Here is a 14,456-nt window from a genome sequence, read left to right as displayed (position 1 = left end):
CGGACGGATCAGAAGTCCTCGTCGAACCCGACCGAGCCGGTGACGCCGACCTGGTAGGCCGACACCTTCCGTTCGAAGAAGTTCGACAGCTCCTGCACGTCCTGCAGCTCCATGAACGCCAGCGGGTTGGCCGAGCCGTAGATGACCGGCAGGTCGAGCCGCTCCATCCGCCGGTCGGCCACGTACTCCAGGTAGGAGCGCATGTCGGCCGCCGACAACCCGGCCACCCCGCCGCCGAGCAGGTCCTCGGCGAACAGCGCCTCCGCGTCGACCCCGTCGATCAGCATCTGCCGCACCTGCGCCGCCATCGCGTCGTCGAACAGGTCGGGCTCCTCGGCCCGCACCGTGTCGACCACGTCGAAGGCGAAGGCCATGTGCATCGACTCGTCGCGGAACACCCAGTTCGTCCCCGACGCCAGCCCGTTGAGGAAGCCGCGCGAGCGCAGGAAGTAGACGTAGGCGAACGCGCCGTAGAAGAACAACCCCTCGATCACCGCGGCGAAGCAGATGAGGTTGAGCAGGAACGCCCGCCGGTCCTCGCGCGTCCGCAGCGCGTCGAGCTCGAAGCACGAGTCGATCCAGCGGAAGCAGAAGTCCGCCTTCGCCTTGATCGACGGGATGTTGTCGACCGCCGCGAACGCCTCGTGCCGCTCGGTCTCGTCGGGCACGTAGGTGTCGAGCAGCGTCAGGTAGAACTGCACGTGCACGGCCTCCTCGAACAGCTGCCGCGACAGGTACAGCCGCCCCTCCGGCGAGTTGACGTGCTGGTAGAGGTTGAGCACCAGGTTGTTCGCCACGATCGTGTCGCCGGTGGCGAAGAACGCCACCAGCCGTGACACCAGGTGCCGCTCGGCGTCGCTGAGCCGCTGGAGGTCGGCGAGGTCGGAGTGCAGGTCGACCTCCTCGACGGTCCAGGTGTTCTTGATGGCGTCGCGGTAGCGGTCGTAGAAGTGCGGGTAGCGCATCGGCCGCAGCGTCAGGTTCATCCCCGGGTCCAGCAGCATCCCGGTGGGCTCGGTCGACAGCGCGGGGCTGGACGGGGTGGTGGTCTCGGTGGTGGTCACTGGCAGGCCTCACAGGTCTCGGGGTTCTCGAGGGAGCAGAGCTGGGTCTCGACGGGCTCGACCGACGTCGAAGGGGTCTCGACGGGCTCGACCGACGCGTGCTCGGCCGACGCGCGCTCGGCCGACGCGGGCTCGGACGACGGGGGAGCGACCACCGAGGTCGTCGCCTGCTGGATCCGGGTGGCGGGACGCGAGCGCAGGTAGTACGTCGTCTTGAGCCCGGACTTCCAGGCGTGGAGGTACATCGACGACAGCTTGGGGATCGTCGGCCCGGCGATGAAGAGGTTGAGCGACTGGCTCTGGTCGATGTACGCCGAGCGCTCGGCCGCCATGTCGATCAACGCCCGCTGGGGCAGCTCCCACGCCGTCCGGAACAGGTGCCGGACGTCGTCGGGCAGCTCGGTGACGCCCTGCACCGACCCCTCGGCCCGCTTGATCGCCTCCCGCACAGCCGGCGTCCACAACCCGCGCGCCTTGAGCTCGCGCGTCAGCGCCGCGTTGACCTGGAGAAACTCGCCCGACAGCGTCTCGCGCTTGAACAGGTTCGACACCTGCGGCTCGATGCACTCGTAGGCGCCCACGATCGAGGCGATCGTCGCGGTCGGCGCGATCGCCACCAGCAGCGCGTTGCGCAGCCCGTGCTCGGCGACGTCGGCGCGCAGCCGCGCCCACCGGGCGTCGCCGTCCTGGACGGTCGAGGAGGTGACGCCCCACAGGTCGGGCTGGAGCACGCCGCCGGCCGCGCGGGTCTCGGCGTACGCCGGGTGCGGGCCGTTCTCGCGGGCGAGCTCGCACGAGACCTCGAGCGCGGTCAGGTAGATCTCCTCGGCGACCTGCGTCGACAGCCGTCGCGCCTCGGGGGAGTCGAAGGGCAGCCGCAGCGCGAAGAACACGTCCTGCAGCCCCATCACCCCGAGCCCGACCGGACGCCAGCGCGGGTTGGAGGCGGCCGCCTCGTCGCTGGGGTAGAAGTTGATGTCGATGACGCGGTCGAGCAGCGGTACCGCCGTGCGCACGGTGGCGCGCAGCTTCTCCCAGTCCAGCGCCTCGGTCACCTCGAGGCTCTCGGGCACCGAGACCGACGCCAGGTGCTGGGCGAGGTTGACCGAGCCGAGGTTGCACACGGCGGTCTCGTCGTCGGAGGAGACCTCGATGATCTCGGTGCACAGGTTCGACAGGTGCACGACCGGGCCGCCGGGGGTGTCCCGGGTCTGGTTGCAGGTGCGGTTGGCGGCGTCCTTGAAGGTCATCCAGCCGTTGCCGGTCTGCGCCAGCGTGCGCATCATCCGGCTGTAGAGGTCGCGCGCCCTGACCTGCTTGACGAAGCGGCCCTCGGCCTCGACCCGGCGGTAGGCGACGTCGAACGCCTCGCCCCACATGTCGGGCAGCTCCGGCGCCTGGTCGGGGTCGACGAGCGACCAGAGCTCGTCGGCCTCCACGCGGCGCATGAACTCGTCGGGCACCCAGTGGGCCAGGTTGAGGTTGTGGGTGCGGCGCGCGTCCTCGCCGGTGTTGTCGCGCAGCTCGAGGAACTCCTCGACGTCGGGGTGCCACGGCTCGAGGTAGACGCAGGCCGCGCCCTTGCGGCGACCGCCCTGGTTGACCGCGGCGACCGACGCGTCGAGCGTGCGCAGGAACGGCACGATCCCGTTCGACTGGCCGTTGGTGCCGCGGATCAGCGCCCCGCGCGAGCGGACCCGGGAGAAGGCGATGCCGATCCCGCCGGCGAACTTCGACAGCTTCGCCACCTGGGCGTAGCGGGAGTAGATCGAGTCGAGGTCGTCGCGCGGGGAGTCGACGAGGTAGCACGACGACATCTGCTGGTGGCGCGTGCCGGAGTTGAACAGCGTCGGGCTGCTCGGCAGGTAGGCGTGCGACGACATCAGCCGGTAGAACGTGATCGCCTCGGCCGGGCTCTGCGCCAGACCGCAGGCGACGCGCAGCAGGAAGTACTGCGGCGTCTCCACCACCTCGCGGGTCTGGGGGTGGCGCAGCAGGTAGCGGTCGTAGACGGTGCGGAGCCCGAAGTACTCGAAGCGCCGGTCGGCCCCGTGGTCGACGGCGAAGTCGAGCTTGCGGGCGTTGTCCTTGACGAACGCCGCCGTCTCGTCGCCGATGAGGCCCTCGGCGTGGCCGAGCGCGACCGACTGGCTGAAGGAGGCGACGCCCTGGTTGCGGACCTCCTTGTCGACGTAGCCGGCGAGCAGCCGGGCGGCGAGCCGGGAGTACTCCGGCTCCTCGCCGATCATGTCGGCGGCGGTGCGGATCGACAGCCGGTCGAGCTCGGCGGTGGTGGCACCGTCGTACAGCCCGCTGATGGTGCGGGTCGCGACCCGCATCGGGTCGACGTCGACCAGCCCGTCGGCGCAGCGGTCGACCGCGCGCACGATCTTGTTGAGATCGACGACCTCGGAGTCGCCGTTCCTCTTGCGCACCTGCATCGTGGTGCGGCCCTGGGGGGAGGGGGTGGGTGCTGGGCTGGTTGCTGCGGTGACCGTCATGCTCTCTCCTCGCGAGATCGGTCCTGGAGGGTCCGGCTCGCGAGCAGGCGACGGCGTACGACGGCAACGTCCGAGGGTGACCCGGCGCAGCGACGCAGCAGCCGTCGGCCGTCCCACGAGGCCTCGGACCACCGGACCCGGCGGGTCCGGCGCGCTGGCAGGTCTTCGGACTCGTGGGCGCGCCTCCCGATCGCTCGGTCGACCCCTACCGGCCGTCGCTTCCCAGGCTCGCGCCCAGTGCTCATGACGGCTGTCGTTCCCACTCACCGCTGCGGGGCAGTCCCGGAGTCGAACCGGGTTCCCTCTTGCCTCCCGACGTCTGGCTGACGTCGGGAACCAGCTGCGTGCGCCACCATATGTAGGGGCCGCGGCGAAAAGTGGGACCACATCTTGGGGCGGCGTGTCGAAAGGGAAAATCCCAGACGCTCTGGGCAACCATTCACCCATGCCGGGCGGTACAGAGGGTGTGAACACGACGACCACCGGACGCGACGAGGCCAGGCCCCGGGCCGGGCGCGGGGAGCGGACCGGCGACCCCGGACGGGTGGGCTTCGACGACTTCGTCGAGGCCCGCTCCAGCCGCCTGCTGCGGCTCGCCTACCTGCTCACCCGCGACCACGCCCTGGCCGAGGACCTGCTGCAGACCGCGCTGACCAAGGCGTGGTTCGCCTGGGGCCGCATCGACGGCGAGCCCGAGCCCTACGTCCGCCGCGTCCTGGTGAACACCTTCGCCAGCGCCTGGCGGCGCAAGTGGAACGGTGAGCGCCCCACCGAGGAGCTCCCCGACGCCGGGGCCGGCGACTTCGCCGGCGCCAGCGACCACCGTCACGACCTGTGGGACGCCCTGGGGCGTCTGCCGCGCAAGCAGCGGGCCGTCGTGGTGCTGCGCTTCTTCGAGGACCTGTCCGAGGCCGACACCGCCCGGGTCCTCGACTGCAGCGTCGGCACCGTCAAGAGCCAGACCAGCAAGGCCCTGGCCAAGCTGAGGATCGACCCGGCGCTCGTCGCCGGCCCCGGAGAGGGGGAGGCACGATGAGGATCGACGACCTGAGGACCACCCTGGCCGAGCACGCCGACCTGGCCCACGACGACGGCCTGCACGGCCGCGCCGGTGCCGTCCGCGGGCGCGTCCGCGCCGTACGCCGTCGTCGGGCCGTCGTCGCGGCGGCCTGCGTCGCCGGCGCGGTGCTCGCCGTACCCGCCCTCCGCGCGCTGGAGGTGGCTCCGCCGGAGCCCGCCTCCGAGCGCGACCTCGCCGGCCGGACGGCTCCGGAGAGCCTGGTCTCGAACGGCTTCACCTACGACTTCTCCGGCGGCGTCGAGGGCCCGGCCGACCGGCCGCTGGACCTGCGCCTGCCGGCGACCGACGAGCCCCGGCTGGTCAGCTGGACCGTCAACGCCGGTACGGGAGGCGCGGTCGAGGGGCCGGTCACCGGCAGCCTCGTCGACCGGCAGGCCGGCGAGCTCACCGCCGGCTGGACCGGCGGCGCGAGGGGCTTCGAGACGTGGCGGCTGGTCCCGCCCGGTGGGCCGGCGTCCTACCGGCTGGTGCCGGCCGCCGAGACGGACGGCGAGATGGCGATCGCCGTCTACACGCTCGGCGACGAGGTGCCGCCCGGCGTGAGCGGTCAGGGCATCGTCTTCCGCGACCAGGTCGACGGCGCCGAGCTGCTGGGCGCCGCGATCGGCCGGCCGGGCCAGGCGTCGGTGTCCTTCGAGGTCGAGGTCCCCGAGGGCATGCTGCGGCTGACCGACGTGTGCACGGCCGACGCCCAGGACCACATGATCCGCGTGCGCGTGGACGGGGAGCGCGGCTGGAGCGGCACCTCGTGCGCCGGTTCGGCACCGCGCGACGCGGGCGGCGGCGGGTGGTTCGGCTTCGAGCTCGCCGGGACGAAGAAGGAGGACGGGGGACGCTTCCGGGTCGGCGACACCGTCGAGCTCACCGCCAGCATCCACCCCGACCAGCGCGGGCCGAGTCGACCGGTGTCGGTCCCGGGCGCGTTCGTCGCCCTCGGGGCGTACGCCGACGGCGCGCCGGCCCGGGTCGCGGGCACGGGGATCGAGGTCGACCGGCTGATCGAGCGGGAGGGCCACACCTGGGCCCTGGCCGACCTGGTCGCCTCCGAGCCGGGCGCGGACGTCCTCGAGCACCGGGTCGGGCCGGTGCGCGAGACGACCTTCGTCGAGGTCGGCGCCGGCAACGACGGGCGTGACGTGCGGTGGTCAACCTCGGTGGACGGTGAACCGCTCGGGAAGTCCGCCGCCGGACCCTCGGGCAGCTACGGCCCCGGAGACGACACGCTGCTGCTCACCCCCGGGGAGTCGCGGACCGTGGTGCAGCGACGGCTGACGGGGCCGGACGAGACGCTCGGCTTCTACGTCGCCGAGTACGAGCTGGCCGACTGACGACCGCAGGCACGCCGGCCCGCGTCCGCCGCCGGGTCAGCCGGGCGGCCGCGCCCGTTGGGGGTACGGCGTCTCGCCCCGCGCCAGCATCTTGACGACCTTCCCGATGTTGCGCTCACGGGTCTCGGGGCGCTTCACCGAGGTGACCCGGGTGACGAGGGCGAACCGGTTCTGGCTGGTCAGCACGTGCCACCACGCCTGGGCCGCCGGCTCCGCCGCCAGTGCGGCGGCCAGGTCGTCGGGCAGCTCGGTCGTGGCGGGTCCGGCGTACGCCCGCTCCCAGCGGCCGTCGGCCTTCGCCTGCTCGACGACCGCGCGGCCCGCCGGCTGCATCCGGCCCTCGGCCTCGAGCCGCTCCACCAGCGCGACGTTGCGCGCCGACCAGCTGCTGCGCGGGCGCCGGGGCGTGACGCGCACGGTGTAGCTCTCCTCGTCGCGCTTGCCGGCGACCCCGTCGATCCACCCGACGCACAGCAGCTCCTCGACGGCGGTGTCCCAGCGCAGCGTGGTGGCCGAGCCGCCGGCCTTGCCCAGGACCAGCAGCACCCCCGGAGAGGTCGCGTGGTTCGCGAGCAGCCACGCGCGCAGCTCCTCGGGGCCGGCGACCAGCAGCTCCTCCAGCTCGATCATGAGGCGACGCTAGCGCCGAGGACCGACAGGCGGCCCGGCCCGATGTGCCCCACGACACGCCCACCGGGGAACACCGCGCTGCCGGGGCCGTGTTGTGCCCCCTATGAGCAAAACCTCTGTATCCCTCGAGACCACCGGGTCGGCCGACCAGGCGCCCGAGCCGGCCACCACGCCGAACCCGCCCCAGGCCGGCGTCGTCGTCGCCGGACTGCTCGGCGCCCTGGCCCTGGGCAGCATCGTCTTCCTCCAGGCCGGTGGGCTGATCGCGACGCTCTACGCCGTCGGGCTGGCCTTCGGGTTCGTGCTGTTCCACTCCCGCTTCGGCTTCACCTCGGCGTGGCGCCAGCTGGCCTCGGTCCGCCAGGGCGCGGGCCTGCGTGCACACATGCTCATGCTCGCCGCCGCGGCCACCCTCTTCGCGCCGATCCTGGCCAGCGGGGCGTCGTACGGCGGCGTCGCGCCGGCCGCCTCGCTGGCGCCCATCGGCGCGGGCGTGCTGATCGGGGCGTTCCTCTTCGGCATCGGCATGCAGCTCGGCGGTGCCTGCGCCTCCGGCACGCTCTTCGCCGTCGGCAGCGGCCAGACCGCGATCGTCATCACGCTGGTGGCCTTCATCGTCGGCTCCGTGCTCGGCGCCTACACCCTGTCGTTCTGGACCGACACCCTGCCCAACGCCGACCCGGTCTCGTTCGCCGACACCGGCGCCGGCTACCTCGGCGCCTGGCTGATCACGCTCGCGCTCATCGGCGCCGTCGTCGCGCTGTCCTTCGCCGTGCAGCGCAACCGTCGGGTGCCCTCCCTCGACCGCCCGCCGGCCGCCCGTGGCCTCGCGCGAGCCGTCCGCGGCTCCTGGCCGCTGTGGGTCGGTGCGCTGCTGCTCGCCGGCCTCAACGCCCTCACGCTGTGGCTGTCCGGCAAGGCCTGGGGGATCACCTCGGCGTTCGCGCTGTGGGGCTCGAAGGTCCTCGACCTCGTCAGCGTCGACGTGCAGGGCTGGGACTACTGGCAGGACAACGCCGCGGCCTACCAGGAGGGCGTGCTCGGCAACGTCACCTCGGTGATGGACCTCGGCATCATCCTCGGCGCCCTGGTCGCCTCGGCCGCCGCCGGCTCCTGGACGCTGCACAAGCGCATCCCGCCGCGGCTCGCCCTCGGCGCCGTCGTCGGCGGCCTGCTCATGGGCTACGGCGCCCGGATCGCCTACGGCTGCAACATCGGGGCCTACTTCGGCGGCATCGCCTCCTTCAGCCTGCACGGCTGGCTGTGGGGCGTGCTGGCGCTGAGCGGGACCTTCATCGGGCTCAAGCTGCGTCCGCTTTTCGGGCTCGGCAACCCCAAGCCCTCCGACTCGGTCTGCTGAGCGCCGGGCTGCCCGTCCGCTCGGACGGGCAGCTCGGTCGTCCTCCGGCCTGGTCACGGCGTCCAGAGCAGCGTCGGGGGGAGAGCTGCCCGTTCGTCCGGTCGCTGCACCGTCCACAGCAGGACGTCGTGCACGTAGTCGGGGTTGAACATCACGTGCTCCCACGTGAACCGCAGCACCCTCCACCCACGGAGCGTCAGCGCGTTGTAGCGCTCGCAGTCGCGCCGGAAGGCCTTGCGCGTGCCGTGGTGGCTGAAGGAGTCACCCTCGACGACGATGCGGGCGACGCGGTCGACGAGGTCCGGCCGGCCGACGAACCCTCGCTCCTGGATGAGCTGCTGCGGCTGGACGTCCAGGCCGGGCACGTCCAGGGCGATGGCGCGCAGCACCGACTCGAACGGGTTGGCGGCCCGTGGGTCGGCGTGCTCGACCACGCGCCGGGCCTGCCTGCGACCGGTGGTGGGCACCAGCTCGGCCAGGGTGAGGAGCTCATCGTGGTCGACGTCGCGGTGGCGCAGCGCTGAGTCGGCCACCGCGAGCGCGTCGGCGAAGGGCAGGTCTCGTGCGCAGTCGATGACCGTTCGGTCCATCACGGTGAGGTGGTGGTCGAGCTCGTCGGCCGACACGGGTCGCCACCGCAGCTCGACCCCGCGCCGCCGGTGCGCGTCCACGTTGCGGTTGCGCGGCACGACAACGTGGGGCCGCTCAGGGGGATGGGCGACCTCCCAGCCATGGATCAGAGCGGCGCTCGTGTGCGACGCAGCCCCGGCGAGGGAGGCAGCGGCACGCAGGCCGTCGGACGTCTGGGGGAGGGTCCAGTGGCCGCGGGTCGCTCGCACAACCTCGCCCCGGCGCAACGCCGTGCGCAGACGACGCGGGGTCGTCAGCTGCAGCAGCCTGCGCGTGGACGCGACCCCGCCGCATCGATGCTGTGCGAGGACCGGGTGCATCGGTCGATCGTCGGCGATTCGGAGCGGTCCGTGGGGACCCGCTGCCCGATCTGTGGAGAGGGCGCTCGTTCGAACGGGCAGCTCGGCCTTCGTCCGCCCCCGCGGCGCCGAATTACGGCGAGCTGCCCGTCCGGACGTGCGTCGTGTCGGCAAGCGATCGCTCCACCGTCGCTGGACGACCGACCGAGGAGGCCGTCGAGCGCGAAGCGCCCGGACCGGATCGGTCCGGGTCCATCCGGTCGATGTCCCGGTATCGCCCGTGCAAAGGCTTATGTCGGGCCCCGTCGGGACGGACCATGACGAACCGCCCGGGTAGATCATGCCGACCCCCGCTGGGGCTGCCACGATGTGCGGGTGACTCTCGTCGACGGGTGGCCGGCACGGTCGGGGCTGCTCGATGCCCTCGACACCGCCGCGCTGCTCACCGACGCCGAGGGCCGGGTGGTGGCGGCCAACGACCTCGCCCAGCGGCTCTACGGACGCTCCGACGTGGCCCTGGCCGGTCGGCAGCTGGTGCCTGCGCTGTTCGGCGAGCGCGAGCAGCACCAGATGGAGACCGTGCTCCAGCGCGTGCTCGTGGGCGACGCCTGGCGCGGACTCATGCAGCTGCGCCAGGCAGACGGAGCGACGCACCGGGTCGAGCTGACCTGCTCCCCGCTGCGCGACGGCGAGGAGGTGTACGGCGTGGCCGTGCTCCTCGAGGACATCGGCGGCCAGGAGGACACCGCCCTGGAGGCCGGTCGGCTGCGCGAGCGGCTGACCCGGCTGGCCCGCGTGACCTCGGAGCTGGCCACCGCCCACACGATCGACGCGGTCCGCCAGATCGTCATCACCCACAGCGCGGACGCGGTCGGCGCCACGATGGCAGCGCTGAGCCTGCGGGACCCCAAGGACCCGGGGAAGCTCCGGCTCGTCGGCCTCACCGAGGGCAACCCGAAGGACCAGGAGCGCTACGCGACCTACCCCGTCACCGACGAGAACCCCGCTGCCGAGGCGGTCCGCACCGGTGAGCGCATCGTGATCGTGGGGGAGCGGGAGCTCGCGGCGCGCTACCCCGATGCCGCGGACGACCGGGGCGAGCGCTCGGTGGTGTGCCTTCCCCTGCACGGGGCGACGACCACCATCGGTGCCATCGCCCTGGTGTTCCCGGGCATCCGGATCCTCGACACCGCGGAGCTGGAGTTCTTCGACATCTTCGCCGACAGCTGCGCCCAGGCCATCGAGCGCATCGAGGTCCAGGAGGTCGCCGACAGGCAGAGCGCCAAGCTGACCTTCCTGGCCGAGGCGGCCATCGAGCTGTCCAGCAGCCTCGACTACGAGGCCACGCTGGCCAAGGTCGCGCAGCTCGTGGTGCCGGAGTTCGCCGACTGGTCGACGATCGACCTGGTCGACGACGGCGTGCTGCGCCGCCTCGCGGTCGCCCACATCGACCCGGCCAAGGTCCGGCTGGCGCAGGAGCTGGCCGAGAAGTACCCGCCCGACCCGGACGCCCCCACCGGCGCGTGGAACGTCATGCGCACCGGGCAGAGCGAGTTCGTCCCCGAGGTCACCGACGAGGTCCTGGAGATGCTCGACCTGCCGGACGAGCAGAAGCAGCTGGTCCGCGACCTGCAGCTGCGCAGCGCCGTCACCGTCCCGCTCATCGCCCGGGGACGGGTCCTGGGCGTGATGAGCTGGATCGCGGCGGAGTCGGGCCGGCTCTACTCCGAGGCCGACCTCGCGCTGGCCGAGGACCTCGCCAAGCGCGCGGCCATCGCCATCGACAACGCCGAGCTGCACAGCCAGACGCTCGCCGCCGCCATCCACCTCCAGCGGGCCGTGCTGCCCGACAGCATGCCCGTGGTCGACGGAATGGACGTCGCGTCGTGGTACCGCCCGTCCGGGCGCACCGAGGTCGGCGGAGACTTCTACGACGCCATCCCGCTGCGCGACGGGCGCGTGGCCCTCTTCGTCGGCGACGTGATGGGACGCGGCGTCGCGGCCGCCGCGAACATGGCCCAGATGCGCGCCGCCGTCCGGGCCTACGCCGCTGCGGACCCGCGTCCGGCCGCCGTCGTCGGGGCCCTCGACGCGATGTTCGGGCTGTTCCCGACCGACCAGCTCGTCACGCTGGCCTACCTGCTGGTCGACCCCACGACCGACTCGCTCACCTTCACCAACGCCGGGCACCCGCCACCGGCACTGCTGCGCGCGGACGGCACCACCGAGCAGCTGCCGATCGCGGACGGCGCCCCGCTCGGCACCGTCCCGCAGGAGCGCACCGAGCGCTCGGTCACCTTCTGCGCCGGCGACACGGTGGTGATCTTCACCGACGGCCTCATCGAGCGGCGTGACGAGGACATCAGCACCGGTCAGCAGCGCGTCCTCGACGCCCTCCCGGGCCTGGCCGCGGACGACCTGTCGGCCGCGCTCGAGCGGTTCGGCGAGCACCTCACCGACCCGTCGCGCAACGACGACGTCGCCACGCTCGCCGCCCGACGCCTGCGCTGAGCAGGCAGGCAGGCGGGCAGGCAGGCAGGCAGGCTGGCCGGCAGGCGGGGACGGGGGGCGTATCCGGCGTCTGCCTAGGGTGGCGGGGTGTTGAGCGTCCACCAGCTGACCAGGAAGTACGGCGACACCACGGTCGTCGACGACATCTCCTTCGACGTGCACCCCGGCCGGATGACCGGCTTCGTGGGGGCCAACGGAGCCGGCAAGACCACGACGATGCGCATGGTCGTCGGCGTCCTGGCCGCGACCAGCGGGGCGGTGCGGTGGGGAGGTGAGCCCATCACCGTCGAGCAGCGTCGCGCCATCGGCTACATGCCGGAGGAGCGCGGCCTCTACCCCAAGATGAAGGTCCGCGACCAGCTCGTCTACTTCGGGCGGCTCCACGCCCAGGGCCCCGGCGAGGCCGGGGCCCGGGCCGACGAGCTGCTGGAGCGCCTCGGGCTCGGCGAGCGCTCCGGCGAGGTGCTGGAGAAGCTGTCGCTGGGCAACCAGCAGCGGGTGCAGATCGCCTGCGCGCTGATGCACCGGCCGGCGGCGCTCGTGCTCGACGAGCCGTTCAGCGGCCTCGACCCCATCGCGGTCGACGCGATGATCTCGCTGCTGCGTGACGAGGTCGGCAGCGAGGTGCCGGTGCTGTTCTCCAGCCACCAGCTCGAGCTGGTCGAGAGCCTCTGCGACGACCTGGTGATCCTCTCCGGCGGTCGCCTCGTCGCCGCCGGACCGGTCGACGGCCTCCGGGCCGAGCAGGCGGAGCGCTACCGCGTGGTGCTCGCCGGCGACGGAGCAGGCACGCGCCTCGCCGGTGGCGCCCCCGACGCCCCCCACGGGCTCCGCCTCGTCGAGGTCGACGGCGCCCGGGTCCTCGTCGAGCTCGACGGGCTCGCCCCCGAGCACGCCCTCGGTCGTCTCCAGGAGGCCTACGGCCCGGTGGCCGAGTTCGCACGCGTCGTACGCCCGTTGTCGCAGATCTACCGGGAGGTGGTCGCATGAGCGCCCCGCACGGCTCGCAGCAGTCAGCCCGGCAGACATCGAGGCAGACATCGAGGCAGACGCCCTGGTGGCGCCTGGTCGCCGAGCGTGAGATCACCACGCGCGTGCGCGAGAAGTCGTTCCTCATCGGGCTCGGCATCACGATCGCCTTCGTCGTGGGCTTCTTCGTCGCCGGGTCCTTCGGCGGCGGCCCCGACGAGTACGACGTCGCGGTGGTCGGTGAGCAGGACGCCGCGCTCGTGCAGCAGGTCGAGGACACCCTCACCGCGGCGGGCGAGGACGCGAGCGTCTCGGCCACCGAGGTGTCCGACGCCGCCGCGGCTGAGCAGGCGGTGACCGACGGGGACGTGGACGCCGCACTCCTCGCGACCGACGACGGCTACGAGCTCGTCTCGGAGGACGGGGCCGACCCGGGGCTGGCCGCCGCGACGACCCAGACCGTCTCCGGCCTGGCGCTGCAGGCCAACGCCGAGGAGCAGGGCGTCGACCTCGAGGCCCTCGACGCGGGCACGGCCGTCGACCAGCGGTCCCTCGACCCCGACGCGGAGGACGCGGGCACCCGCTCGACCATCGCCTTCGCCTTCACGCTCGTCTTCCTCGTCACCGCGCTGGGCTACGGCATGACCATCGCGCAGAGCGTCGTGCAGGAGAAGGAGAGCCGCGTGGTGGAGATCCTCGCCGCAGCGCTGCCGATCCGCTCGCTGCTGTGGGGCAAGATCCTCGGCAACACCGTGCTCGCCCTCGGCCAGCTGCTGGTGGTGGTCGCTGTCGGGATCGCGGGGATGGTCGTCACCGGTCGCGGGGACGTGCTCGCCGGCGTCGGGCCGGCCGTGGCGTGGTACGTCGTCTTCTTCGTGCTGGGGTTCCTGGCGCTGGCCGCGTTGTGGGCGGTCGCCGGGTCGCTGTCGAGCCGGCAGGAGGACCTGCAGTCGACCACGCTGCCGATGCAGATGCTGCTGTTCATCCCCTACTTCGTCAGCGCCTTCGCCGGCGAGGGCGTGAAGACCGTCGCCTCGATGGTGCCGGTCGCCTCGACGATGATCATGCCCGCGCGCATGGCCGAGGGCGACGTGCCGGTGTGGCAGATCGGGGTCGCCCTGCTCGCCACCGTCGCGGCCGCCGTCCTGTTCGTGCGGATCGGCTCGCAGGTCTACGAGCGCACCCTGCTGCGCTCGGGCGGGCGCATCGGACTGCGCGAGGCGATGCGCCTCGGCGCCGGCTGAGGGGGACCGGGCCGGCCGCGTCAGGCGTCCGCCGGCTCGACGACGTGCACGGTGACACCCTCGTCGGCGAAGCGTCGCCGCTGCTCCTCGGGGGCGTCGGGGGTGGTGACGAGGTCCGTGACGTCACCGACGACCCCGAAGCGGAACGTCGACGTCGAGGTCAGCTTCTCCCCGGTCGTCACCAGGACGCGCCGCGAGGCGGCGGCGAGCGCGGCCCGCTTGATCCGGGCGTCGTCGTACGTCGTGCTGGTGAGCCCGTGCGCCGGGGAGGCCGAGCACGCGCCGAGCACGAGGACGTCGGACCGCATCTCGGTGACCGCCTCGAGAGCGGCCGAGCCGACCAGGGCCAACGAGTCGGTCTCGACCGGCCCGCCGGGGACGACGACGCTGGGCCCGGGTCGGGACGCCAGGACCGCCGCGGCTCGCAGGGACAGGGCCAGCACCGTCAGGGGACGGCCCACGAGCTCGTGGGCCACCGCGAAGCAGGTCGTGCCGTTGTCGAGGATCACGGAGTCGTCGTCGGCGATCAGGGTCGCGACGTGAGCGGCCAACGCCTCCTTGGCGGCCCGCCCGGTGTCGTAGCGCGCGGTGAAGTGGGTGCGCACACCGCGCTGGGGCGCCTTGAGGGCGCCGCCGCGCCGACGCTGCACGAGGCCGTGCGACTCGAGGTCGACGAGGTCGCGACGGATCGTCACGGCCGAGACGCCGGTGAGCTCGACCAAGGCCTCGACGGAGGTGAGGCGCGACGGCGTCAGCGCCCTCATGATCACGGAGTGACGAAGTGATCGTTGCACGTGATCATTCAAGCACCTAGCGTCGCGTCGTCCTGGCCGCACCCG

11 protein-coding genes and 1 riboswitch are annotated in these 14,456 nt (G+C 72.7%); of the genes, 6 read left to right on the top strand and 5 right to left on the bottom strand.

The annotated features are described in order from the left end of the window. Positions 1 to 8: 8 nt before the first annotated feature. Together G7072_RS13760 and G7072_RS13755 are read right to left on the bottom strand one after the other, a co-directional pair. Positions 9 to 1,064, bottom strand: coding sequence for a ribonucleotide-diphosphate reductase subunit beta (locus tag G7072_RS13760; protein WP_240916954.1), 1,056 nt, complete (start codon positions 1,062 to 1,064; stop codon positions 9 to 11). Continuing rightward, positions 1,061 to 3,565, bottom strand: a complete 2,505-nt coding sequence (locus G7072_RS13755) for a ribonucleoside-diphosphate reductase subunit alpha (RefSeq protein WP_166087283.1) — start codon at positions 3,563 to 3,565, stop codon at positions 1,061 to 1,063. Before G7072_RS13755 ends, G7072_RS13760 begins: the two co-directional genes overlap by 4 nt. A gap of 138 nt (positions 3,566 to 3,703) precedes the next feature. Continuing rightward, positions 3,704 to 3,921, bottom strand: a riboswitch (cobalamin riboswitch). 89 nt (positions 3,922 to 4,010) lie between these two features. Between G7072_RS13755 and G7072_RS13750 the strand changes: the two genes are divergently transcribed. Both G7072_RS13750 and G7072_RS13745 read left to right on the top strand, forming a co-directional pair. After that, the gene (locus G7072_RS13750; RefSeq protein ID WP_166087281.1) at positions 4,011 to 4,601 is read left to right on the top strand and encodes a SigE family RNA polymerase sigma factor; all 591 of its coding nucleotides are present in this window, start codon (positions 4,011 to 4,013) and stop codon (positions 4,599 to 4,601) included. Next, the gene (locus G7072_RS13745; RefSeq protein WP_166087279.1) at positions 4,598 to 5,974 is read left to right on the top strand and encodes a hypothetical protein; all 1,377 of its coding nucleotides are present in this window, start codon (positions 4,598 to 4,600) and stop codon (positions 5,972 to 5,974) included. Before G7072_RS13750 ends, G7072_RS13745 begins: the two co-directional genes overlap by 4 nt. 36 nt (positions 5,975 to 6,010) lie before the next feature. On the opposite strand, the gene G7072_RS13740 is transcribed toward G7072_RS13745, so the two are convergent. Further along, positions 6,011 to 6,604, bottom strand: coding sequence for a YdeI/OmpD-associated family protein (locus tag G7072_RS13740; protein WP_166087277.1), 594 nt, complete (start codon positions 6,602 to 6,604; stop codon positions 6,011 to 6,013). 103 nt (positions 6,605 to 6,707) lie between these two features. Here G7072_RS13740 and G7072_RS13735 point away from each other — a divergent pair, with 103 nt between their 5' ends. After that, positions 6,708 to 7,964, top strand: coding sequence for a YeeE/YedE family protein (locus tag G7072_RS13735; protein WP_166087274.1), 1,257 nt, complete (start codon positions 6,708 to 6,710; stop codon positions 7,962 to 7,964). A gap of 53 nt (positions 7,965 to 8,017) precedes the next feature. On the opposite strand, the gene G7072_RS13730 is transcribed toward G7072_RS13735, so the two are convergent. Beyond that, positions 8,018 to 8,653, bottom strand: a complete 636-nt coding sequence (locus tag G7072_RS13730) for a DUF559 domain-containing protein (protein WP_166087272.1) — start codon at positions 8,651 to 8,653, stop codon at positions 8,018 to 8,020. Positions 8,654 to 9,268: 615 nt separating this feature from the next. On the opposite strand from G7072_RS13730, the gene G7072_RS13725 reads away from it, so the two are divergent. The 3 genes from G7072_RS13725 to G7072_RS13715 all read left to right on the top strand — a co-directional run bounded on the left by G7072_RS13725 (position 9,269) and on the right by G7072_RS13715 (position 13,617). Beyond that, entirely contained in the window at positions 9,269 to 11,404 is a 2,136-nt protein-coding gene (locus G7072_RS13725; RefSeq protein ID WP_166087270.1) for a SpoIIE family protein phosphatase, read from the top strand. Between the two features lie 87 nt (positions 11,405 to 11,491). Next, positions 11,492 to 12,394 carry an ATP-binding cassette domain-containing protein gene (locus G7072_RS13720; protein WP_166087268.1) on the top strand — a complete coding sequence of 301 codons (903 nt, stop codon included), beginning with the start codon at positions 11,492 to 11,494 and terminating at the stop codon, positions 12,392 to 12,394. Then, the gene (locus tag G7072_RS13715) at positions 12,391 to 13,617 is read left to right on the top strand and encodes an ABC transporter permease (RefSeq protein WP_166087266.1); all 1,227 of its coding nucleotides are present in this window, start codon (positions 12,391 to 12,393) and stop codon (positions 13,615 to 13,617) included. Before G7072_RS13720 ends, G7072_RS13715 begins: the two co-directional genes overlap by 4 nt. A gap of 20 nt (positions 13,618 to 13,637) precedes the next feature. On the opposite strand, the gene G7072_RS13710 is transcribed toward G7072_RS13715, so the two are convergent. Next, complete coding sequence (locus G7072_RS13710; protein WP_166087265.1) at positions 13,638 to 14,411, bottom strand: DeoR/GlpR family DNA-binding transcription regulator; 774 nt, start codon at positions 14,409 to 14,411, stop codon at positions 13,638 to 13,640. Positions 14,412 to 14,456: the final 45 nt, after the last annotated feature.

Origin of the sequence: Nocardioides sp. HDW12B (assembly GCF_011299595.1) — a bacterium.
Lineage (GTDB): Bacteria > Actinomycetota > Actinomycetes > Propionibacteriales > Nocardioidaceae > Marmoricola_A.
This window is presented reverse-complemented; position numbering and strand designations above follow the sequence as displayed.

Excerpts from the sequence above, each read along its gene's own strand:
- G7072_RS13715 (WP_166087266.1), top strand. The coding sequence starts at position 12,391 with ATGAGCGCCCCGCACGGCTCGCAGCAGTCAGCCCGGCAGACATCGAGG.
- G7072_RS13735 (WP_166087274.1), top strand. The coding sequence starts at position 6,708 with ATGAGCAAAACCTCTGTATCCCTCGAGACCACCGGGTCGGCCGACCAG.
- G7072_RS13740 (WP_166087277.1), bottom strand. The coding sequence starts at position 6,604 with ATGATCGAGCTGGAGGAGCTGCTGGTCGCCGGCCCCGAGGAGCTGCGC.
- G7072_RS13755 (WP_166087283.1), bottom strand. The coding sequence starts at position 3,565 with ATGACGGTCACCGCAGCAACCAGCCCAGCACCCACCCCCTCCCCCCAG.
- G7072_RS13750 (WP_166087281.1), top strand. The coding sequence starts at position 4,011 with ATGCCGGGCGGTACAGAGGGTGTGAACACGACGACCACCGGACGCGAC.
- G7072_RS13745 (WP_166087279.1), top strand. The coding sequence starts at position 4,598 with ATGAGGATCGACGACCTGAGGACCACCCTGGCCGAGCACGCCGACCTG.